Below are 20,884 nucleotides of genomic sequence, written 5' to 3'. Positions count from 1 at the left end.
GACAGTAGGCTGGCACGCGGTCCACGGACCCGAGCACCCCTGACGCCCACACCGAGGAGCCCCATCATGACCACCCCCCGCACCGTCCTCATCACCGGCGGCAACCGAGGGATCGGCTTCGCCATCGCCGAGGAGTTCGTCGCCCAGGGCCACCGCGTGGCCGTGACCGCGCGGAGCGGCCAGGGCCCCGAGGGCACGCTCACGGTCGTCGCCGACGTGACCGACGCCGCGAGCGTCGACGCCGCCTTCACCACCGTCGAGGCCGAGCTCGGCCCGGTCGAGGTCGTCGTCGCGAACGCCGGCATCACGAAGGACGGCCTGCTCATGCGCATGACCGAGGAGGACTTCACCTCCGTCGTCGACACGAACCTCGGCGGTGCCTTCCGCGTCGTCAAGCGCGCCTCGAAGGGCATGCTGAAGGCCCGGTTCGGCCGCATCGTGCTCGTCTCCAGCGTCGTCGGCCTGCTCGGCGGCGCCGGCCAGGCGAACTACTCGGCGTCGAAGGCGGCCCTGGTCGGCTTCGCACGGTCGCTGACGAGGGAGGTGGGCGCCCGGGGCATCACCGCGAACGTCGTCGCCCCGGGGTTCGTCGAGACCGACATGACGGCCGTCCTGCCCGACGAGCAGCAGGCCGAGTACAAGAAGAGCATCCCCGCGGGACGCTTCGGCACCGCCTCGGAGGTCGCCAAGGCGATCACGTGGCTCGCGAGCGACGACGCCGGGTACATCTCCGGCGCGGTCGTGCCGGTCGACGGCGGCCTCGGGATGGGCCACTAGGCCCCAAGGCCCCTGGGGCCCTCAGCCGCGACTGCGCCCAGCTCAGCCGCGGAGGCCGAGCAGCGGGAGGACCTGCGACAGGTCGCAGTGCGTCACGACCACGTCGGCGTGGTCCCGCACCCGGGGCTTGGCGTTGAACGCCACCGAGAGCGCGGCGGCGTCCATCATCAGCAGGTCGTTGGCCCCGTCGCCGACCGCGACCGTACGGCCAGGGGCGACGCCCGCCTCCTCGGCCCACTCGCGGAGGGCGGCGGCCTTGCCCGCGGCGTCGACGACCGGACCGTTTACCCGCCCGGTCAGGGCGCCGTCCACGACCTCGAGCCGGTTGGCGCGCCAGAAGTCGAGCCCGAGGCTCTCCGCGATCGGGTCGAGCACCTCGTGGAAGCCGCCGGACACGACGCCGATCACGCTGCCGTGGGCGTGCAGGCCGGCGACCAGCTCGGGCACGCCCGCCGTGAGGCGGATGCGGGACGCCGCGTCGGCGAAGACCGTGGACGGCAGCCCGGCCAGCGTGGCGACGCGCGCGTGCAGGCTCTCCGCGAAGTCGAGCTCGCCCGCCATCGCGCGCTCGGTGATGGCCGCGACCTCGTCCCGCGCACCGGCGGCCTCGGCGAGGAGCTCGATGACCTCGTCCTCGATGAGCGTGGAGTCGACGTCGAGGACGGTCAGGAAGCGGGGCACGCGATCACCCTAGTGTCCGGCCGCCGGACGACGGGACGGCGCCGTCACCCTTCGTCACGAGACCGACGAGGGTGCGGCGCCGCCGAGGGCACGGACACGGTGCTACTGGTCGACGCGGACGCCCTTGCCGACGACGGTGATGCCCGAGGGGGTGACCGTGAAGCCCCGCGCGCGGTCCGCCTCGGCGTCGACGCCGACGGAGGCACCCTCGGCGATGACGACGTCCTTGTCGAGGATGGCCCTGTTCACCGTCGCGTTCGGCCCGATGTGAGCGCGCTCGAAGACGATCGAGTCCACGACGCGCGAGCCGGAGTCGAGGGTGCACCACGGGCCGAGGACGCTGCGCTCGACGTGCGCGCCCGAGAGGAGCGACCCGAGCGAGACCACCGAGTCGATGGTCGTGCCGAGGTTGCCCAGCCCGTCGCGGACGAACTTGGCGGGCGGCGAGTTGAGCTGCTGGCTGAAGATCGGCCAGTCGGTGTTGTAGAGGTTGAAGATCGGCAGGGCCGAGATCAGGTCGCGGTGCGCGTCGTAGAACGAGTCGATGGTTCCGACGTCGCGCCAGTAGTAGCGGTCGCGCTCGGTGGAGCCGGGCACCTCGTTGCGGTTCAGGTCGTAGACGGCAGCGTCGCCGCGGGACACGAAGTCGGGGACGATGTCGCCGCCCATGTCGTGGTCCGAGTCGGCCTTCTCGCCGTCGCGGAGCACCGCGTCGATGAGCACGTCGGCGTCGAAGACGTAGTTGCCCATCGAGGCGAGGATCTCGTCGGGGGAGTCGGGCAGCCCCGTGGCGTCCTTCGGCTTCTCCAGGAACCGGCCGATGCGGGTCGGGTCGTCGGGATCGACCTCGATCACGCCGAACTGGTCGGCCAGCGAGATGGGCTGGCGGATGGCCGCGACGGTGACGCCGGCGCCCGAGGCGATGTGCGCCTCCACCATCTGCTCGAAGTCCATCCGGTAGACGTGGTCCGCGCCGACCACGACGACGATGTCGGGCTTCTCGTCGCGGAGCAGGTTGAGGCTCTGCAGGATGGCGTCGGCGCTGCCAGCGAACCAGCGCTTGCCGAGGCGCTGCTGTGCGGGCACGGAGGCGACGTACGCGCCGAGCAGCCCCTCGATCGACCAGGTCTGCGAGACGTGGCGGTCGAGGCTGTGCGACTTGTACTGCGTCAGCACGACGATCTGACGCAAGCCCGAGTTGATGAGGTTCGAGAGCGCGAAGTCGATGAGGCGGTAGTTGCCGCCGAACGGGACGGCGGGCTTCGCCCGGTCGGCGGTCAGGGGCATGAGGCGCTTGCCCTCGCCCCCGGCCAGGACGATGCCGAAGATCTTCTTTGATGCCATGGGGCCAGAATGGCACGTTTCTCCGGCGCACGACTACGGTGATGCTCGTGCGAGTCGATGTCATCACGAAGGAATATCCGCCGAACGTCTACGGAGGCGCCGGCGTCCACGTCGTCGAGCTCGCGAAGGCGCTGAGGCAGTCGATCGAGGTGCAGGTCCGGGCCTTCGGCGACGTGGACCCCGAGCCCCACACGACCGGCTACCCGGACCTGGCCGAGCTCGCCCAGGTCAACGGCGCGCTCCGCACCCTCGGCACCGACGTCCGCATCGCCCAGGACGTCGCGGGCGCCGACATCGTGCACAGCCACACCTGGTACGCGAACGCGGCGGGCCAGCTCGCCCAGATGCTGCACGACGTGCCCCACGTCCTCACGGCGCACAGCCTCGAGCCGCTCCGCCCCTGGAAGGCCGAGCAGCTCGGCGGCGGCTACCGCGTCTCGAGCTGGATCGAGCGCCAGGCCTACGAGACGGCCGACGCCGTGATCGCCGTCAGCGAGGGGATGCGCCGCGACATCCTGCGCTCCTACCCCGGCATCGACGAGCAGAAGGTCAGCGTCGTCTACAACGGCATCGACCTCGAGGCGTGGCAGCGCGTCGACGACGCCGAGCTGGTCCGCGAGCTCGGCATCGACCCCGACCGCCCCTCGGTCGTCTTCGTCGGGCGCATCACCCGTCAGAAGGGCCTGCCGTACCTGCTGCGCGCGGCCAAGCTGCTGCCGGCGGACGTCCAGCTGGTGCTCTGCGCCGGTGCGCCCGACACCCCCGAGATCATGGCCGAGGTGAGCGGCCTGGTCCGCGAGCTGCAGGAGGAGCGGACCGGCGTCGTCTGGATCGAGAAGATCCTGCCCCGTCACCAGCTCAGCGCGGTCCTCAGCGCCGCGACGACCTTCGTCTGCCCGTCCGTCTACGAGCCGCTCGGCATCGTCAACCTCGAGGCCATGGCCTGTGGCGTGCCCGTGGTCGGGTCGGACACCGGCGGCATCCCCGAGGTCGTGGCCGACGGCCTCACCGGCCGCATCGTCCCGCTCGAGCAGGCACAGGACGGCACGGGGACCCCGCTCGACCCCGACCGGTTCGTCGCCGACCTCGCCCGCATCCTCACCGAGGTCGTCTCCGACCCGGCCCTCGCCCGGTTGATGGGGCGGGCAGGCCGGATGCGCGCCGAGAGCGAGTTCTCCTGGACGCGGATCGCTGACCGCACCCTCCAGGTCTACGGCTCCCTGCGTCGATAGGCTGTCGAGCATGCCTACCGTCCTGCAGCTGACCGATGTCTCCCTCGTCCGCGGCGGCGTCCCCGTCGTCGACTCGCTGACCTGGACCGTCGACTCGGACGAGCGGTGGATCGTGCTGGGGCCGAACGGCGCCGGGAAGTCCTCCTTGCTCCAGGTGGCGGCGGCACAGACCCATCCGAGCTCCGGCACCGCCGAGGTGCTCGGCGGCGACCTGGGCTCCGTCGACCTCTTCGACCTCCGCCCGCGCATCGGCTTCGCCTCGACGACGATCGCCCGTCGCATCCCGGCCAAGGAGAAGGTCGTCGACGTCGTCCTCACCGCCGCCTACTCGGTCACCGGCCGCTGGAACGAGGAGTACGAGGGCGTCGACGTGCGCCGTGCCCACCGCGTGCTCGACGAGTGGAGCCTCGACCACCTGTCGGAGCGCACCTTCGGCGAGCTGAGCGACGGCGAGCAGAAGCGCGTCCAGATCGCGCGGGCGGTCATGACCGACCCCGAGCTCCTGCTGCTCGACGAGCCGGCCGCGAGCCTCGACCTCGGCGCCCGCGAAGAGCTGCTGCGGATGCTCTCCGGCTACGCGCAGTCCGAGGGCGCCCCGGCGATCGTCATGGTCACCCACCACGTCGAGGAGATCCCGCGCGGCTTCACCCACGCGCTCCTGCTCGACCACGGCTCCGTCGTGGCCGCCGGCCCGATCGACGAGGTCGTGACGGCCGAGACCCTCGGCGCCACCTTCGGCGTCGAGCTCGAGGTCACCTCGGAGGACGGCCGCTACGCGGCTCGCGCCGCCCGCTGACGCGTCCGCGTCGCCGGCCGGTTCGTTCCTCGGATCCGGGCCGCGCGTCTGGTATCGTTGACAGCTGGTCCGGCGCATGCGTGCGCAGCGCCTCCCCGAACTTCACACCACCATCCACCGCTAGACCTAGGACTCTCATGAAGACCGACATCCACCCCGAGTACAAGCAGATCGTCTTCCGCGACCTCGCATCGGGCGCCACGTTCCTCACGCGCTCCACGACGACGAGCGACAAGACCATCGAGCTCGACGGGGAGACCTACCCGGTCATCGACGTCGAGATCTCGTCCGAGTCGCACCCGTTCTACACGGGCAAGCAGCGCATCCTCGACTCGGCCGGTCGCGTCGAGAAGTTCAACTCGCGCTACAAGAACTTCGGCAAGTAGGCACCACGTCAGGGTCACGACCCTGATGCACGTCGAGAGGCGGTCCACCCCGGTGGACCGCCTCTCGTCGTCTGTGCTCCGCCCCGGCAGGCGGCCAGGCCGTCCGCCTCAGGAGGCGGGCAGCGAGCGGTGCGGCCACTCGCCGGACGTCGTGAACGTCGGGTCCTTGCGGCGCATGTACTCCTGGAACGACGCTGCCTGGGTCGAGCACCAGCCGACCTGCAGGTCGTGCAGGTCGGTGGTCGGCACGTCGAGCTGGTCGGGGTACCGCTTCGCCATGGCCTGGGCGACCCGACCCGCGGCCACGGCGTCCGCACCGGCGTCGTGCGCGTCGTCGAGGACCACGCCGTAGACGCCGGCGGCGGCCTCGAGGGTGCGCTTGCCCTTGCGGAAGCGGTCGACCGCCTTGTCGATGACGAGCGGGTCGACGACGCAGCCGATCTCGCCCACCTCGCCGAGGGGCTCGACGCCGTGCCGACGCGCCTCGCGGTCGAGCAGGGTCAGGTCGTAGGGGGCGTTGTACACGACGAGGGGCACGCCCCGGGCGAAGACGGCCCTGACCGCGGCCACGATCTCGGCCACGACCTCGGCGGCGGGTCTCCCCTCGGCACGGGCGCGCTCGGTCGAGATGCCGTGCACCGCGCTGGCCTGCTCGGGGATGTCGACGCCGGGGTCGGCCAGCCACTCGCCGTGGGCGACCGTCTCACCGGTCGCGTCGATGAGACCGACGTGCGCCGTGACGATGCGGGCCGTCTCGACGTCGATCCCGGTCGTCTCCAGGTCGAACACGCCGAGGGCCTTCCACCACTCCGACGGCAGGTCACCCGCCGCGGCGGGTGAGTCGAGGAGGGGAGTGGACGGCACGGTCTTGGCAGGGTCGGTCTGGCTCACCCTCAGAGCCTAGGAGGCGCCGCCGACAGCCGGCGCCGGCGCGGCGGGCACGTCGCCGACGTGCAGCCAGAAGAACTGCTGCGTGCCGAGCGTGATGGTGACCTTGCCCTCGTCGTCGAACGACGGGAACTGCGCCCCGCCGAAGAGGTCGAAGAGCGTCCGGCCCGCCAGGTGCGGTGCCGTGACGGTGACGGCGGACGGGTTGTGCGCGAACGAGAACACGCAGAGGACGTCCTCCGCGGAGGCGCCGAACTGGGTGCCTTCGCCCTCGTACGACCGGACGAACGCGAGCACCGACTCCTGGTCCGTCTCGGCCACCTCGAGCGTGCCGAGCCCGAAGACCGGGTGCGCCTTGCGGACGTGGATGACGTTCCGCACCCAGTGCAGCAGCGACCGCGACTGGGCGAGCTGGCTCTCGACGTTGACCAGGTTGTAGTTGAAGACGAGCGACTGCACGACGGGCAGGAACAGCTTGCCCGGGTCGGCCGTCGAGAAGCCGGCGTTGCGGTCGGGCGTCCACTGCATCGGCGTGCGGGACGAGTCGCGGTCGGGCAGCCAGATGTTGTCACCCATCCCGATCTCGTCGCCGTAGTACAGGAACGGGCTGCCGGGCAGCGCGAAGAGCAGGGCGTGGACGAGCTCGAGCTCGGCCCGCGAGTTGTCGAGCAGGGGAGCGAGGCGACGGCGGATGCCGATGTTCGACCGCATCCGCGGGTCGTAGGCGTACCAGCCGTACATCGCCTGGCGGTACTCCTCGCTCACCATCTCGAGCGTCAGCTCGTCGTGGTTGCGGAGGAAGACGGCCCAGGCGGCGCCCGGCGGCACCTCGGTCGTCTCGGAGAGGATGCGCTTCAGCTCGGAGCCGTTCTGCGCCCGCAGCGAGTAGAAGATGCGGGGCATGACGGGGAAGTCGAAGGCCATGTGGCACTCGGGCTCTTCTTCCGTGCCGAAGAAGGCGGCCGTCTCGGCGGGCCACTGGTTCGCCTCGGCGATGAGCACACGACCGGGGAACTCGTCGTCGACCATGCGACGGAGGCGCTTGATGAACTCGTGGGTGGCGGGCTCGCCCTCGCCGTTGCCCTCCTCCGTCTCGAAGAGGTAGGGGATGGCGTCGAGCCGCAAGCCGTCGACGCCGAGGTCGAGCCAGTGCCGGACGACGTCGAAGACGGCCTCCTGAACGGCCGGGTTCTCGAAGTTGAGGTCGGGCTGGTGCGAGAAGAAGCGGTGGAAGAAGAACTGGCGGCGGACCGGGTCGAAGGTCCAGTTCGACTCTTCCGTGTCGACGAAGATGACGCGGATGTTCGAGTACTCGTCGTCGGTGTCGCGCCAGACGTAGAAGTCGCCGTAGGGGCCCTCCGGGTCTTCGCGAGACTGCTGGAACCACTCGTGCTGGTCCGACGTGTGGTTGAGCACCATGTCGATGACGATGCGCATGTTGCGCTCGTGCGACTTCGTCACGAGGTCGCGGAACTCGTCGAGGGTGCCGAACTCCGGCAGGATCGCCTTGTAGTCGGCGATGTCGTAGCCGCCGTCGCGCAGGGGCGACTGGAAGAACGGCGGGAGCCACAGGGCGTCGACCCCGAGCCACTGCAGGTAGTCGAGCCGCGAGAGCAGGCCCTGGAGGTCGCCGGCGCCGTCGCCGTTGCTGTCGACGAACGAGCGGACCATCACCTCGTAGAACACGGCACGTCGGTGCCATGCGGGATCGAGGGTCAGTCCGGGCTGCTGGATGGGGGCAGTGAAGCTCACCCGGCCAACTCTAGGACGGCCGACGGCCGAGCGCGCGCGTTCCGCCAGGACCGCCTCCGTAGACTCGGCCCGTGATCGTCAGAGAGCCCCGTGTCCCGTCGCCGTACCGGCGCCTCCTCGAGTCCCTCGCGGTGCGCGAGGACGTCGTCCGCGTCGCGGGCAGCGACACCGCGTGGTGGACCTACGACACGCCGGGCGCCGACGACGACAGCCCGGTCGTGCTCGCGGTCCACGGCTTCCGCGGCGACCACCACGGCCTCGAGCCGGTCGTCGCCCACCTCACGGGCGTGCGGGTCGTCATGCCCGACCTGCCGGGTTTCGGCGAGTCGACGCCGCTCGAGGGCGAGCACAGCGTCGCCGCCTACGCCGCCTGGCTGACCGAGTTCGCGGCCGCCGTCGGGCTGGACGAGTCGGTCGTGGTGCTCGGGCACTCGTTCGGGTCGATCGTCACGTCCGCCGCCCTCGCGGACGGGCTCCGCGCCTCCCGGCTCGTGCTCGTCAACCCGATCGCCGCGCCGGCGCTCTCCGGTCCGCGCGGCGTCGTCACCCGCCTCGCCGTCTTCTACTACTGGGCCGGGGCCGCGCTGCCCGAGGCCGCGGGGCTGTCGGTGCTGCAGAACGCGGCCGTGGTCCGCTTCACCAGCCTCGCGATGGTCAAGACGCACGACGCGTCGCTGCGCCGCTGGGTCCACGACCAGCACGACTCGTACTTCTCGCGCTTCGCGGACCGGCGCGTCGTGCTCGACGCGTTCCGCGCCTCCGTGTCGAGCGACGTCAGCAGCTACGCCGCGCGCGTCTCCGTGCCGACGCTGCTGATCGCGGCCGACCGCGACGACATCACGGCGCTGCCCGCCCAGCACGAGCTGCGGGCGCTGTTCCCCGACGCGCGCCTCACGGTGATCGAGGGCGTGGGCCACCTGATCCACTACGAGAAGCCGCAGGAGGCGGCCGCCGCGATCCAGGGATTCGTCGCGTGAGGATCGCGGTCGACTGCCGCTACGTCCGCACCGGGCGGCACGACGGCATCAGCCGGTTCACGGCGGGCGTCGTCGGCGCCCTCGCGGAGCTCACCCGCGGTGACGACGAGGTGGAGCTGACGATGATCGTCTCCGACCTGCGCCAGCTCGACAAGCTGCCCGACCTGCCGCACCTGCTCGTCAGCGACCCGACGAGCCCGCGCGAGCCGCTCGTCGCGCTGCAGGTCGCGGCGGCCCGCCCCGACGTGGTGTGGTCGCCCATGCAGACGATGGGCTCGTGGGGGCGCCGTCACCGGCTCGTGCTGACCCTGCACGACCTCATCTACTACACGAACCGGACGCCGCCGCCCGAGTTCGCCCTGCCGCTGCGCCTGCTCTGGCGGCTCTACCACCTCGCCTGGTGGCCGCAGCGGCTGCTGCTCGACCGGGCCGACGCGGTCGTCACCGTCAGCCGGACGACCCGCGACGAGATGACCCGTCACCGCCTCACGCGGCGCCCCGTCACCGTCGTCTCGAACGCGGCCGACCCGGTCGCCGACCCACGGCCCCGCACGGAGCCCGAGCACCGCGACCTCGTCTACATGGGGTCGTTCATGCCGTACAAGAACGTGGCCGCACTGGCGAGGGCGCTACCTCTGCTCGACGGGCATCGACTGCACCTGATGAGCCGCGTGTCGGAGCGCGAGCGCGCCTCCTTGACGGCCCTCGCCCCTGCGGGCTCGCTGGTGTTCCACGACGGCGCGAGCGACGAGGAGTACCGCGACGTGCTGCTGGGCGCCACCGCCGTGGTCACGGCGAGCCGCGCCGAGGGCTTCGGCATCCCCCTCGTCGAGGGCATGGCCCTCGGCACGCCCGCCGTCGTCAGCGACATCCCGATCTTCCGCGAGATCGGCGGCGACGCGGCCCTGTACTTCGACCCGGAGTCGCCCTCGTCGATCGCGGCGGCCGTGCGCCGGCTCGAGGGGGAGTGGGCGGCACGGTCGGCCGCGTCGGTGCGGCAGGCGGCCCGCTTCAGCTGGGCGGCCTCGGCGGAGGTGCTGCTCGAGCTGCTGTTGGCGACCGGCCGTCCACCCCGACGCCGGAGCAGGCGCAGCCTCCGCGGCTAGTCGGCGGCGGGGCGCTCGAGCGCGTTCTGCCAGTCGAACGCGAAGGTGCCGGCGCGCTCGGACTCGTCCTCGATCGGGTCGTCGAACTCGCGGAGGACCAGGGCGTCGTCGCGCAGCTCGAACGAGTGGATCGAGCCGTTGCGGATGGGGGTCCCGAGGTGCAGGACGTCGTCGCCCGCGACGTGCGTCACCACGGTGCGGATGACGGCGCCGTGCGTCGCGACGACGACGCGGCCGGCACCGTCGCCGTCGACGTCGCCGGCCGAGCGGGCGATCTCGACCAGGGCCGGCAGCACCCGGGCGAGCAGCTCACGACGGCCCTCGCGACCCGGCACGGGCGTGCCTGCGGGGAAGCGCCGTTCGACCTCGCTGCCGGTCAGGCCCTCGGCGTCGCCGTAGCGCCGCTCGGCGACGGCCGGGACGAGCTCCGGCGCGGGCAGCCCGAGCCGGGCGGCGATGATCGCGCCGGTCTCGGCGGCGCGCGACAGGGGGCTGGCGACGACCCGGTCGAACGACCGGCGGGCGAGCAGGTCTCCCGCCTCGGCGGCCTGGGCGCGGCCGAGGTCGTTCAGGGGGATGTCGGTCGCGCCCTGGATGCGGCGGGCGCGGTTCCAGTCGGTCTCGCCGTGGCGGACGAGGTAGAGCAGGGTCATCGTGCCTCCGGGGCAGGGGCGGTCGCGGGCACGAGGCGCTCGACCAGGGCCGTCAGGGTCTCGGTCGTCCCGGCGTCGATCTTCACGGCGGCCCGGGAGTCGCCCTTGGTCTCGCCACGGTTGACGATCACGACGGGGAGCCTGCGGCGCGTGGCCTGGTCGAGCAGCCGGATGCCGGAGTTGACGACGAGCGACGACCCCACGACCAGCAGCGCCTCGGCGCCGACGACGAGCGACCGGGCCTCGGCGAAGCGCTCGACGGGCACGAACTCGCCGAAGAACACGACGTCCGGCTTGAGCATGCCGCCGCAGACGGTGCACGCGGGGACGACGAAGGCGTCGATGTCGTCGACCTCGACGTCGCCGTCCGGGGCGAGGCGGACGCTCTCGGGCTCGTCGATCCACGGGTTGTCGCCGGCGAGGCGGGCGGCGACGGTGTCGCGGGCGAACGACTGGCCGCAGGTGAGGCAGAGCACGCGGTCGACGGTGCCGTGCAGGTCGACCACGCGCCGCGACCCCGCGCGCTCGTGGAGAGCGTCGACGTTCTGGGTGACGACGCCGTTGACGACCCCGGCGCGCTCGAGCTCGGCGAGGGCCCGGTGCCCGCCGTTGGGCGCGGACGCCCGGAACGTCTTCCAGCCGACGTGGCTCCCCGCCCAGTAGCGCTTGCGGTAGCGCTCGCTCGAGAGGAACTGCTGGAAGGTCATGGGGTTGCGCGGGGGCGCCCCGGCCCCCCGGTAGTCGGGGATGCCGGAGTCGGTGCTGATGCCGGCGCCGGTGAGCACGGCGACGCGACGGCCGGCGAGGACCTCGACGGCGGCCTCGAGGGCGTCGCCGGCGGCGGCCGAGGAGGCGCGCCCCGCAGAGGCAGGCGCCGGGGAGGCAGGCACCGAGGAGGCGCGGGCCGGTCCGGCGGGGCCGGCTGCGGCCGGCGGCGTGGCCGGGTCAGTCACGGTGGGGCCTCCTTCGGGGCGGTCGACCTCCGGGCGGGTCGACGTCAGCCTAAACGGCGGGGCCTGGCGATTCGTTCCCCGGACGTTAGCCTGGACTTCGTCCCTGCCCCCTCGTCCTCCTGCGTCGCCTCCCGCCTCGACGCCGACCGGACGTCCTGCCCTGGAGCGCCGTGCGCATCACCCGCATTACCGACCTCGACCGCCCCGACCTCGCGGACTACGCCCGGCTGACCGACGTGGCGCTGCGCCGCGTGTCGGAGCCCGAGGGCGGGCTCTACATCGCCGAGTCGAGCAAGGTGATCGAGCGCGCGCTCCGCGCCGGGCACGTGCCCCGCTCGGTGCTGATGACCGAGCGCTGGCTGGCCGACGTGGAGCCCCTGGTCGCGCACCTCGACGGCGAGATCTTCGTCGGCGACGCCGCCCTGCTCGAGACGCTCACCGGCTACCACCTGCACCGGGGCGCCCTGGCGGCCATGCACCGTCCCGAGCTGCCGAGCGTCGAGTCGCTCCTCGAGGGCGCGCGACGGGTCGTCGTGCTGGAGGACATCGTCGACCACACGAACGTGGGCGCCATCTTCCGGGCGGTCGCCGGGCTCGGCGCGGACGCCGTGCTCGTCACTCCCCGGTGCGCCGACCCGCTGTACCGGCGCAGCGTCCGCGTCAGCATGGGCACCGTGCTCCAGGTGCCGTGGACGCGCCTCCCGGAGTGGCCCCGGGGCGCCGAGCTGCTCCGCGACGCGGGCTTCGAGGTCGCGGCCCTCGCCCTCGCCGACGACGCCGTGCCCCTCGACGAGTACGCCGCCTCCGCCCCCGAGCGCGTCGCCCTGCTGCTCGGGACCGAGGGGGACGGCCTCAGCCGGGACGCCCTCCGCGCCGCCGACCGGGTGGTGACGATCCCGATGCTGCACGGCGTCGACAGCCTCAACGTCGCGGCCGCCTCCGCCGTGGCCCTCTGGGCGCTGCGGGTGCCGCCCGTCGCCGGCGAGGCGACGGCCGACGCCGGGGGAGCGTCGCCCTCGTGACGCGGCGCGCCGTCCTCAGACGTCGTCGGGCCGCCGTGGCCGCCGTCGTGGTGCTCGTGCTCGCCGTGGGCACCTACCTGCCCCTGACGCTGCTCGGCCCGCTGGCGCCTGCCGCGGCCGCCGCGTCGACGTGGGAGGCGCCCGCCCAGCCGGGCGCGCAGCTCGCGTTCCCGGCGTACGGGGCCACGGCCGTCGAGGCCCTCGGCTTCGACGAGAGCCTCACGACGAGCGGCGACGCGCAGCCCCGGCCCATCGCGAGCATCAGCAAGGTGGTGACCGCCCTCGTCGTCCTCGACGCCAAGCCTCTGGACGGGGGCGACGGGCCGTCGATCACCCTCTCGGCCGCCGACGCGGCCCTCTACGACACATACCGCGCGGTGGAGGGGAAGGTCGTGCCGATGACGGCCGGCTCCGTCCTCACCGAACGGCAGCTGCTCGAGGTGACCCTGATCGAGTCGGCCAACAACTACGCGACCTCGCTGGCGCGGTGGGCCTTCGGGTCGGACGCCGCCTTCGTCGCCGCGGCGGCCGCGTGGCTCGCCGAGAACGACCTCGCCGCGACGACCATCGTCGAGCCGACGGGGCTGTCGCCGCAGAACACGAGCACGGCGACCGACCTCGTCGCCCTCGGCGCGCTCGCCCTCGCCGACCCCGACGTCGCGGCCATCGTCGCCACCGACGAGACGACGATCCCCGGCGTGGGCGTCATCGACAACTCGAACGAGCTGCTCGGCCTCGACGGCGTCAAGGGGATCAAGACCGGCACGCTCGACGAGGCCGGCGCCTGCCTGCTCTTCGCGGCCGACTTCACGGTGGCCGACCGGACCGTGACGGTGGTCGGCGTCATGCTGGGCGGCGTCGACCACGACGCCCTCGACGCCGACGTGCAGCGCCTGCTGCAGAGCGTGACGGGCAAGTTCCAGACCATCACGCTGACGAGCCGGGACGACGTCTGGGCCCGCTACGACCTGCCCTGGGGCGCGTCGGCCCAGGCGGTGGCGGCCGAGGACGCCGACCTGCTCGTCTGGGGCGACAAGACGGTCACCTCCGCCCTGCAGACCGACGAGGTCGGACCGGACGCCGCCGGGGACGAGGTGGGCACCGTCCGCTTCGACGTCGGGGGCGAGGAGGTCGACGTGCCGCTGGTGCTCGACGCGACGATCCCGGAGCCCGGCGCGTGGTGGCGGCTGACGCACCCGCAGGACGTCCTCGGCGGGCGTGGCTGACACCTCCTCGTCGGGACGGCTGACCCGGCTGCGGCGGCGCCTGCGTCTACGACGGCGGCTGCTCGTCGCGGTAGATGACCGTCACCGCGTCGGGCCGCTTCGCCTGGCGGCCGTCGCCTGACGACTGGTGCCGGAGGCGGCGGACGACCCAGGGCACCAGGTACTCGCGCGCCCAGCCCATGTCCTCCGAGCGCGCCTGGCGCCACGGACGACGCTCGAGGGGCTCGGGCCGCCACGGCTCGAGGTCGTTCTCGACGGCGAGGGCGCCGAGCACGGCCCGGGCGATCGTGTGGTGGCCGAGCGGGCTGAAGTGCAGCCGGTCGGGCGCCCACATCCGCGAGTCCGACAGCTGGCGGAGCGCCCACATGTCGGCGACCACGGCGTCGTGCTTGAGCGCGATCGCGTGGACGTGCTCGTTGTAGATGGCGACCTTGCCACGGAGCCGCCCGAGCACCGGGGTCAGCCCGATGTCCGGGCCGGTGAAGACGACCACCGTCGCGCCCTGGGAGCCCAGCTTCTCGACGAGGGCGTCGAAGCCGGCGGCGACCTGGTCGGGGTCGGTCCCGGGGCGGATGATGTCGTTGCCGCCGGCCGAGACGGAGATCAGGTCGGGCCGGAGCGACAGGGCGGCGTCGGCCTGCTCGTCGGCGATCTGCGCCAGCAGGCGCCCCCGCACCGCCAGGTTGGCGTAGGCGAAGTCGTCCGCCGACGAGCCGAGGACCTCGGCGACGCGGTCGGCCCAGCCGCGGTGGCCTCCGGGCGCGCGCTCCTCCGGGTCGCCGATCCCCTCCGTGAACGAGTCGCCGATCGCGACGTAGCGGGACCAGGGGTGCAGCTGAGTCATGGCCTCCACGTTACCGCCGGGTGCTGACGTGGCTACCCTCGGGGCATGACCGACGGCGCCCGACCTGCCACCGCCTCCTCGTGGTCGCCCTCTTCACTGCTGCCGGACGACCTGCTCGCCAGGTTCCGCGAGCGTGCCGCCGGCCACGACCGGGACGGCTCGTTCCCGCACGACGACGTCGCCGAGCTGCGCGAGCGGGGGTACCTGACCGTCTTCGTGCCCGAGGACGAAGGAGGCGCGGGCCTGGGACTCGAGCAGGTCGCGGCCCTGCAGTCCCGCCTCGCGGCCGCCGCCCCCGCCACCGCCCTCGCGGTCGGGATGCACCTCGTGTGGACGGGCTGCGCCGCCGTGCTGCGCGCCCGGGGCGACCGGTCGCTCGACCTCGTGCTCGCGGACGCCGCGGCGGGGGAGGTGTTCGCCTTCGGGGTGAGCGAGCCGGGGAACGACCTCGTCCTCTTCGACTCGGTCACCCGCGCCGAGCCGACGGCCGACGGCGGCTGGCGCTTCACCGGCACGAAGACGGCGACCTCGCTCTCGCCGGTCTGGACCCGGCTGGGGGTCTTCGGCCGTGACGACACGGACCCCGCGGCGCCGGTGCTCGTGCACGGCTTCGTGCACCGGGACCAGCCGGGCTGGACCTCGCTCGGCGACTGGGACACCATCGGCATGCGCGCGACCGAGAGCCACAGCACCCGACTCGACGGCGTCGAGGTGCCGGCCTCGCGCATCGTCCGGCGGCTGCCGGTCGGGCCGAGCGCCGACCCGTTCGTGTTCGGGATCTTCGCCGTCTTCGAGACCCTCGTCGCCGCCGTCTACCGCGGGATCGCCCGGCGGGCGGTCGAGCTCGCCGTCGAGTCGGCAGCCGGGAGGACGTCGCGCCGGACGGGCGAGTCGCTCGCCCTCGACCCGATCGTCCGCTGGCGGGTCGCCGACGCCCGCCTGGTGCTCGACGGCCTCGAGCCGCAGATCGACTCGCTGGCCCGCGACGTCGACCGGCTCGTCGACCACGGCGCCGACTGGTCGCCGCTCCTCGTCGGCCTCAAGACCCGCGTGACCGAGGCGGCACGGGAAGTCGTCGACCAGGCCGTCGCGGTCGCCGGAGGCGGGTCGTACCGGGCGTCGTCGGAGCTCGGGCGGCTGCAGCGCGACGTGCTCGCCGGGCGGTTCCACCCGTCGAGCACCGACTCGGCGCACGCGACGATCGCGGCGCGCCTGCTCGGGCCGGCGGAGCAGTAGCCGCGGCGCAGGCGCCCGCGGTCCGCGCCGGTCGGCGATGTCGGCGGTCCGTGTGAGGATCACCGGGTGAGCAAACAGGACGGCAGCGGGCGACTCGTCACCGCGGACCCCACCGACGACGTGTCGGCGCCCATCCTGCACGTCGACATGGACGCGTTCTTCGCCTCGGTCGAGCTGCTCGACCGCCCCGACCTCGTCGGCAAGCCGGTCGTCATCGGCCACCGGTCCGACCGCTCGGTCGTCACGGCCGCGACCTACGAGGCACGCAAGTTCGGCGTCAACTCGGCGATGCCGATGGCGATCGCGCTCCGGCGGTGCCCGCAGGCGATCGTGCTCGAGCCGCACGGCGAGAAGTACCGGCACTGGTCGTCGGTCGTGATGTCGATGTTCGACGACGTGACTCCGCTCGTCGAGCGCCTCGGCATCGACGAGGCGTTCCTCGACGTGACCGGGGCGATCCGTCTGATGGGCCCGCCGTGGCGGATCGCGACCGAGCTGCGGCGCCGCGTGCACGCCGAGACGGGGCTGCGCTGCAGCATCGGGGCCGCGTCCACGAAGTTCGTCGCGAAGCTGGCCTCCAGCGTGTCCAAGCCCGACGGCCTGCTCGTCGTCCCGCACGACCGCACGATCGAGTTCCTCCACCCGCGCCCGATCAGCGCCCTCTGGGGCGTGGGCGGCAAGACGGAGGAGGTCCTCACCAACCTCGGGCTGCGCACGGTCGGCGACGTCGCCACGGCCTCGCTCGACACCCTCGTCCGCGCGGTCGGCCCGGCCGCAGGCGCGAAGCTGCACGACCTGGCCTGGGCACGCGACCCGCGCCGGGTGCACACCGAGACGGTCGAGAAGAGCGTCGGCCACGAGATGACCTTCTCGACCGACGTCGTCGACCCCGACGTCATCCGGCGCGAGCTGCTGCGGCTCAGCGACAAGGTCGGGGCACGCCTCCGCGCGGCGGGCCTCAGCGGCCGCACCGTGGTCCTCAAGCTGCGCACGACCGACTTCGTCACGATCACGCGGTCGCGCACCCTCGCGGACCCGACCGACCTCGGACGCCGCATCTACGACGAGGTGCGCTCGGTCTACGAGGCGACGGGCAAGCAGCACGAGCGCATCCGGCTCGTCGGCGTGCGCGTCGAGCAGCTGGGCACGGGCGACGACAGCGGTCTCTCGCTCGGGCTGTGGGACGACGACGCCGAGTGGCGCGAGGCCGAGTCGACGATGGACGCCCTGCGGGCCCGCTTCGGGGCGGCCGCACCGACCCCGGCGTCGCTGCTGCGCGGCGGCGGCGACGACTCCCGACGACGATCGCGACACGACCGCGGCCAGCCCGGCGACGGCCAGCTCGGTCGTCACCGACCGGGCGCCGACGGCAGGTAAGATCGGTCCAAGTGAGCACAGCGAACGAGCACGACCCGGCCGGGGGCGACCAGTCCGGCCCCGGCGTACCGGTCGGCGTCGGCGACCAGCTCGACCTGGGCGAGGTCGGTGCCACGGCGGGCAACTCGGCTGCCGAGCATCTCTCGCCGGCGTTTCCCGAGCGGGCCGCCTGGGGCACGGCGAGCAAGCTGCGCGCCTGGCAGGCGGAGGCTCTCGAGCAGTACTTCGCGGCCTCCCCCCAGGACTTCCTCGCCGCCGCCACGCCCGGCGCCGGCAAGACGACGTTCGCCCTGCGGCTCGCCACCGAGCTGCTCTCGCGCGGCGAGGTCGACCGGGTCGTGGTCGTCGCCCCGACCGAGCACCTGAAGCGACAGTGGGCGGACGCGGCCGACCGCGTGAACCTGCGGCTCGACCCGATGTTCAAGAACGCCGACGTCTCGTTCGGTCGGCACTACCACGGGGTCGCCGTCACCTACGCCCAGGTCGGCATGAACCCGAAGGTGCACGCCGACCTGACGGCTGCCGGCCGCACGCTCGTCATCCTCGACGAGGTCCACCACGGCGGCGACGCGCTCAGCTGGGGCGACGGCATCCGCGAGGCCTACGGCCGGGCCACGCGCCGGCTCTCGCTCACGGGGACGCCGTTCCGCTCGGACACGGCTCCGATCCCCTTCGTCACCTACGCCCCCGACGAGCAGGGCATCCGCACCTCCCGGTCCGACTACTCGTACGGCTACGGGCGCGCACTGGCCGACGGCGTCGTGCGTCCGGTCCTGTTCATGGCCTACGCCGGGCAGATGCGCTGGCGCACCCGCATGGGCGACGAGATGAGCGCGACCCTCGGCGAGGCGGTCACCAAGGACATCACGGCGCAGGCCTGGCGCACGGCCCTGTCGCCGCAGGGCGACTGGATCCCCGCTGTCCTGTCGGCAGCCGACACCCGCCTGACCGAGGTCCGCCGCGGCGTCCCCGACGCCGGGGGGCTCGTCATCGCCACCGACCACACGGCGGCGCGGCAGTACGCCGCCGTGCTGCAGAAGCTGACGGGCGAACGACCGACGGTCGTCCTGTCGGACGAGAAAGCCGCCTCCGACCGGATCCAGGCGTTCTCGGACGGCGACAGCCGCTGGATGGTGGCGGTGCGGATGGTGTCCGAGGGCGTCGACGTGCCGCGCCTCGCCGTCGGCGTGTACGCCACCTCCGCCTCGACGCCCCTGTTCTTCGCGCAGGCCGTGGGGCGCTTCGTGCGAGCGAGGCGCCGGGGCGAGACCGCCTCGATCTTCCTCCCGAGCGTGCCCAGCCTGATGGCACTCGCGGGGCAGCTCGAGCTCGAGCGCGACCACGCGCTCGACCGGCCGGAGAACGCCGACGACGGCATCTTCGCGCCGGAGGAGGACATGATGGCGGCCGCGAACCGCGAGGAGAAGGCGTCGAGCCTGCTCGACCAGCAGCCCTTCGAGGCGCTCGACTCGCAGGCGTCGTTCGACCGCGTCCTCTTCGACGGCGGCGAGTTCGGCACCGGCGGCGAGATCGGCAGCCTCGAGGAGCTCGACTTCATCGGCATCCCGGGTCTGCTCGAGCCCGACCAGGTGCGCGACCTGCTGCGACAGCGCCAGGCCAAGCAGGCCACCCGGTCCCGCAAGACCGGCATGCCGACGGTGACCGCCGCCGTCGCCGACGCGCGCCCGCTCTACCAGACGATCAAGGAACAGCGACAAGAGCTGAGCCGGCTGGTGTCGATCTGGTCGAGGGTGTCGAACGAGCCCCACGGGATCATCCACGCCGACCTGCGGCGGGTCAGCGGCGGTCCCTCCGTGGCCCAGGCGAGCACCGAGCAGATCCAGAAGCGCATCGACGTGCTGCGGGGTCGGATCGGCAACCGCACCTAGGCCGCACGCCTAGCCTGAGACAGGTGCAGACCTTCCTCCCGTACCCCGACTTCGTCGAGAGCGCGCAGGTGCTCGACCAGGCCAGGCTCGGCAAGCAGCGCGTCGAGGCCCTCCAGGTGCTCCGCGCAGTCACGCTGCCCGGCTACGGGTGGCAGTCCCACCCCGCGATCGCGATGTGGCGCGGCCACCGCACTGCGCTGACGGCCTACGCCCTCGCGATCACCGACGAGTGGATCGCCCAGGGGCACGCCGACACGGTGCGGCCTCAGGTGCTCGAGTTCGCCCCGGCGCTCGGCGACGTCGGGCTCGGCGACCACCGCGGCCGCGACCGCGACCACGACGCAGGACACGCGTCGGCGGCGGGCCTGGTCGCCGCCGACCTGCCGGTCTGGCTCGGCGACGATGCCGTGCACCGCAGCCACCGGTCCAAGCTCCTGCAGAAGGAACCCGAGTGGTACCGGGGCAGGTTCCCGGGCGTGCCGGACGACCTCGACTACGTCTGGCCGGGGGCCGACCCCGGGATGCTCGCGCCCACGGACGACGCGGCGCTCTCCGCGCCCCGGCGCGCCTGGGTGGTGCGCCCCCGGGACGCACGGACGGGTGACGACTGGCGGCGGGCGGGTGTCGCCACCGTCGCCGAGTCGTCCCCCAGGGGCCGGACCACGCCCGTGTGGGCCGCGCAGCGCGAGGCATTCGCCCAGCTCGCGGAGGGGGAGCTCGTGGCGGTGCCGGACGCCGAACAGGCACGGTTCTCGCTCGGCCGACTCGTCGGCGACGCCGTGTCGGCCCAGGACGACGACCGTGCGCCCGTGCTGCTCCGCCGGGTGGAGTGGGAGGACCAGGAGGTGCGGCGGCAGGACCTGCCCGACCCGGCCCTCGCGCAGGACACGCGCAGCGTGTTCCCCCTCGCGCTCGCCTGACCGTCCGGGCGGCCTCTCGACCTGACGGCCCGGCCGCCCGTCGGCCTGGCCGCCGGGGCCGGTGACCGTCGCGAGGGTCCCGGTACGATCGGGACATGCTCGACCGTGCCTCCGATGACCGCTGGTTCGTCCGCCGGACGCCGGACGGCGAGGTCCTGGCCGTCGTCGAGGCCTTCGGGAGCGGCTGGCGGCTGCGTCGCTGGTCGTTCGTCGAGTCGGAGCAGGAGGCCCTCGGGGTCCACACGTCGGCCGAGCTCGCCGAGACCGCCTGGTGGCGCCATCTCGACCGAGGACGGGGTCAGCACGCGGCGAGCACCTCGGAGAGCCGCAGGCGGCTCGGCGAGGACTGAGGCCGCGAGCACCCGTCGCGGTCGGTCACGATCACCGAGTGGGCGTCGTGGGGAGCCACCACGCCGTCGGACGTGCAGGTGAGGACCGCCCGGACGGCGTAGCGGCGAGCCTCGGCGAGGCCGGTGAGCGCGTCTCGCCACGCCGCGTCGGACCACGAGTCGGCCGCGGGCCCGGGCCGCTCGAGCACGAACACGACGGCGGCGACCCCGAACTCGCTCGCGACCTCGTCCAGGGCGTCGCCCCAGCGCTCGACGGCGCGGCGGTCCGGACGCTCGGGGATGCCCTCGAGGGGCACCACCATGGGCAGCTGGACCTGGTCGGCGTCGAGGAAGAGCGTCCAGAGCTGTCGACGCACGGCGACCGGCACGAGACTCTCGACCCGGGCGAGGAGCTCGTCGTCGGAGACGACGGGTCGGTGCGGGTCAGCGGCGGGCGAGGACGGGGAGGCGAGGGTGACGGTCATGGGACCAGCGT

General features: G+C 73.1%; 21 protein-coding genes. 13 read left to right on the top strand and 8 right to left on the bottom strand.

What is annotated here, in order from left to right:
- The first annotated feature begins 66 nt into the window (after positions 1-66).
- Positions 67-777 (top strand): 3-oxoacyl-ACP reductase FabG, encoded by a 711-nt coding sequence (fabG, locus tag ITJ48_RS01445; RefSeq protein WP_194612136.1) that lies wholly within the window; start codon positions 67-69, stop codon positions 775-777.
- 42 nt (positions 778-819) lie between these two features.
- Here the strand turns inward: fabG and serB are convergent, their stop codons facing one another.
- Both serB and ITJ48_RS01435 read right to left on the bottom strand, forming a co-directional pair.
- Positions 820-1,458, bottom strand: coding sequence for a phosphoserine phosphatase SerB (gene serB / locus ITJ48_RS01440; protein WP_194612135.1), 639 nt, complete (start codon positions 1,456-1,458; stop codon positions 820-822).
- Positions 1,459-1,560: 102 nt separating this feature from the next.
- A complete protein-coding gene (locus ITJ48_RS01435; protein WP_146900896.1) occupies positions 1,561-2,802 on the bottom strand; it encodes a glucose-1-phosphate adenylyltransferase in 1,242 nt (413 codons plus the stop codon).
- 47 nt (positions 2,803-2,849) lie between these two features.
- Between ITJ48_RS01435 and glgA the strand changes: the two genes are divergently transcribed.
- The 3 genes from glgA (at position 2,850) to ITJ48_RS01420 (ending at position 5,216) form a co-directional block, all read left to right on the top strand.
- Positions 2,850-4,034 (top strand): glycogen synthase, encoded by a 1,185-nt coding sequence (glgA, locus tag ITJ48_RS01430; protein ID WP_194612134.1) that lies wholly within the window; start codon positions 2,850-2,852, stop codon positions 4,032-4,034.
- A gap of 10 nt (positions 4,035-4,044) precedes the next feature.
- Positions 4,045-4,830, top strand: a complete 786-nt coding sequence (locus ITJ48_RS01425; RefSeq protein WP_194612133.1) for an ABC transporter ATP-binding protein — start codon at positions 4,045-4,047, stop codon at positions 4,828-4,830.
- Between the two features lie 137 nt (positions 4,831-4,967).
- Positions 4,968-5,216, top strand: a complete 249-nt coding sequence (locus ITJ48_RS01420; RefSeq protein ID WP_043594989.1) for a type B 50S ribosomal protein L31 — start codon at positions 4,968-4,970, stop codon at positions 5,214-5,216.
- 108 nt (positions 5,217-5,324) lie between these two features.
- Here the strand turns inward: ITJ48_RS01420 and ITJ48_RS01415 are convergent, their stop codons facing one another.
- Both ITJ48_RS01415 and treS read right to left on the bottom strand, forming a co-directional pair.
- Entirely contained in the window at positions 5,325-6,035 is a 711-nt protein-coding gene (locus tag ITJ48_RS01415) for a 3'-5' exonuclease (protein WP_194613286.1), read from the bottom strand.
- 81 nt (positions 6,036-6,116) lie between these two features.
- Positions 6,117-7,856, bottom strand: a complete 1,740-nt coding sequence (gene treS / locus ITJ48_RS01410) for a maltose alpha-D-glucosyltransferase (protein ID WP_194612132.1) — start codon at positions 7,854-7,856, stop codon at positions 6,117-6,119.
- A gap of 71 nt (positions 7,857-7,927) precedes the next feature.
- On the opposite strand from treS, the gene ITJ48_RS01405 reads away from it, so the two are divergent.
- Together ITJ48_RS01405 and ITJ48_RS01400 are read left to right on the top strand one after the other, a co-directional pair.
- Positions 7,928-8,833 (top strand): alpha/beta fold hydrolase, encoded by a 906-nt coding sequence (locus ITJ48_RS01405; RefSeq protein ID WP_370544727.1) that lies wholly within the window; start codon positions 7,928-7,930, stop codon positions 8,831-8,833.
- Positions 8,830-9,939: a glycosyltransferase family 1 protein gene (locus ITJ48_RS01400; protein ID WP_194612131.1), complete on the top strand. Its 1,110-nt coding sequence runs from the start codon at positions 8,830-8,832 to the stop codon at positions 9,937-9,939. The genes ITJ48_RS01405 and ITJ48_RS01400 overlap by 4 nt, the downstream gene beginning before the upstream one ends.
- On the opposite strand, the gene ITJ48_RS01395 is transcribed toward ITJ48_RS01400, so the two are convergent.
- Together ITJ48_RS01395 and ITJ48_RS01390 are read right to left on the bottom strand one after the other, a co-directional pair.
- Entirely contained in the window at positions 9,936-10,592 is a 657-nt protein-coding gene (locus tag ITJ48_RS01395; protein ID WP_194612130.1) for a histidine phosphatase family protein, read from the bottom strand. The genes ITJ48_RS01400 and ITJ48_RS01395 overlap by 4 nt on opposite strands.
- A complete protein-coding gene (locus ITJ48_RS01390; RefSeq protein ID WP_194613284.1) occupies positions 10,589-11,482 on the bottom strand; it encodes an NAD-dependent protein deacetylase in 894 nt (297 codons plus the stop codon). Before ITJ48_RS01390 ends, ITJ48_RS01395 begins: the two co-directional genes overlap by 4 nt.
- Positions 11,483-11,715: 233 nt before the next feature.
- Here ITJ48_RS01390 and ITJ48_RS01385 point away from each other — a divergent pair, with 233 nt between their 5' ends.
- Together ITJ48_RS01385 and ITJ48_RS01380 are read left to right on the top strand one after the other, a co-directional pair.
- Positions 11,716-12,567, top strand: a complete 852-nt coding sequence (locus tag ITJ48_RS01385; protein ID WP_194612129.1) for an RNA methyltransferase — start codon at positions 11,716-11,718, stop codon at positions 12,565-12,567.
- Complete coding sequence (locus tag ITJ48_RS01380) at positions 12,564-13,793, top strand: D-alanyl-D-alanine carboxypeptidase (RefSeq protein ID WP_194612128.1); 1,230 nt, start codon at positions 12,564-12,566, stop codon at positions 13,791-13,793. The genes ITJ48_RS01385 and ITJ48_RS01380 overlap by 4 nt, the downstream gene beginning before the upstream one ends.
- Positions 13,794-13,839: 46 nt before the next feature.
- Here the strand turns inward: ITJ48_RS01380 and ITJ48_RS01375 are convergent, their stop codons facing one another.
- Positions 13,840-14,637, bottom strand: coding sequence for an SGNH/GDSL hydrolase family protein (locus ITJ48_RS01375; protein WP_123545760.1), 798 nt, complete (start codon positions 14,635-14,637; stop codon positions 13,840-13,842).
- Positions 14,638-14,682: 45 nt separating this feature from the next.
- Between ITJ48_RS01375 and ITJ48_RS01370 the strand changes: the two genes are divergently transcribed.
- The 5 genes from ITJ48_RS01370 (at position 14,683) to ITJ48_RS01350 (ending at position 20,409) form a co-directional block, all read left to right on the top strand.
- Entirely contained in the window at positions 14,683-15,873 is a 1,191-nt protein-coding gene (locus tag ITJ48_RS01370; RefSeq protein WP_194612127.1) for an acyl-CoA dehydrogenase family protein, read from the top strand.
- 66 nt (positions 15,874-15,939) lie between these two features.
- Positions 15,940-17,250, top strand: coding sequence for a DNA polymerase IV (gene dinB, locus ITJ48_RS01365; protein ID WP_194612126.1), 1,311 nt, complete (start codon positions 15,940-15,942; stop codon positions 17,248-17,250).
- A gap of 95 nt (positions 17,251-17,345) precedes the next feature.
- Positions 17,346-19,139, top strand: a complete 1,794-nt coding sequence (locus ITJ48_RS01360) for a DEAD/DEAH box helicase (protein ID WP_194613283.1) — start codon at positions 17,346-17,348, stop codon at positions 19,137-19,139.
- Between the two features lie 23 nt (positions 19,140-19,162).
- Positions 19,163-20,059, top strand: coding sequence for an MSMEG_6728 family protein (locus ITJ48_RS01355; protein ID WP_370544726.1), 897 nt, complete (start codon positions 19,163-19,165; stop codon positions 20,057-20,059).
- A 95-nt stretch (positions 20,060-20,154) separates the two neighbouring features.
- Positions 20,155-20,409: a hypothetical protein gene (locus tag ITJ48_RS01350; protein ID WP_194612125.1), complete on the top strand. Its 255-nt coding sequence runs from the start codon at positions 20,155-20,157 to the stop codon at positions 20,407-20,409.
- Here ITJ48_RS01350 and ITJ48_RS01345 read toward each other — a convergent pair.
- A complete protein-coding gene (locus ITJ48_RS01345; protein ID WP_194612124.1) occupies positions 20,358-20,873 on the bottom strand; it encodes a hypothetical protein in 516 nt (171 codons plus the stop codon). The two genes, ITJ48_RS01350 and ITJ48_RS01345, sit on opposite strands and share 52 nt — an antisense overlap.
- Positions 20,874-20,884: the final 11 nt, after the last annotated feature.

Origin of the sequence: Frigoribacterium sp. VKM Ac-2530 (assembly GCF_015350835.1) — a bacterium.
Lineage (GTDB): Bacteria > Actinomycetota > Actinomycetes > Actinomycetales > Microbacteriaceae > Frigoribacterium.
Note: the sequence above shows the minus strand (reverse complement) of the source record. Positions and strands in the feature narration are given on the sequence as shown.

What these genes read in the sequence shown, in the direction of transcription:
- fabG (WP_194612136.1), top strand. Translation starts at nt 67, where the DNA reads ATGACCACCCCCCGCACCGTCCTCATCACCGGCGGCAACCGAGGGATC.
- ITJ48_RS01435 (WP_146900896.1), bottom strand. Translation starts at nt 2,802, where the DNA reads ATGGCATCAAAGAAGATCTTCGGCATCGTCCTGGCCGGGGGCGAGGGC.
- ITJ48_RS01425 (WP_194612133.1), top strand. Translation starts at nt 4,045, where the DNA reads ATGCCTACCGTCCTGCAGCTGACCGATGTCTCCCTCGTCCGCGGCGGC.
- ITJ48_RS01420 (WP_043594989.1), top strand. Translation starts at nt 4,968, where the DNA reads ATGAAGACCGACATCCACCCCGAGTACAAGCAGATCGTCTTCCGCGAC.
- ITJ48_RS01395 (WP_194612130.1), bottom strand. Translation starts at nt 10,592, where the DNA reads ATGACCCTGCTCTACCTCGTCCGCCACGGCGAGACCGACTGGAACCGC.
- ITJ48_RS01375 (WP_123545760.1), bottom strand. Translation starts at nt 14,637, where the DNA reads ATGACTCAGCTGCACCCCTGGTCCCGCTACGTCGCGATCGGCGACTCG.
- ITJ48_RS01370 (WP_194612127.1), top strand. Translation starts at nt 14,683, where the DNA reads ATGACCGACGGCGCCCGACCTGCCACCGCCTCCTCGTGGTCGCCCTCT.
- ITJ48_RS01350 (WP_194612125.1), top strand. Translation starts at nt 20,155, where the DNA reads ATGCTCGACCGTGCCTCCGATGACCGCTGGTTCGTCCGCCGGACGCCG.
- ITJ48_RS01345 (WP_194612124.1), bottom strand. Translation starts at nt 20,873, where the DNA reads ATGACCGTCACCCTCGCCTCCCCGTCCTCGCCCGCCGCTGACCCGCAC.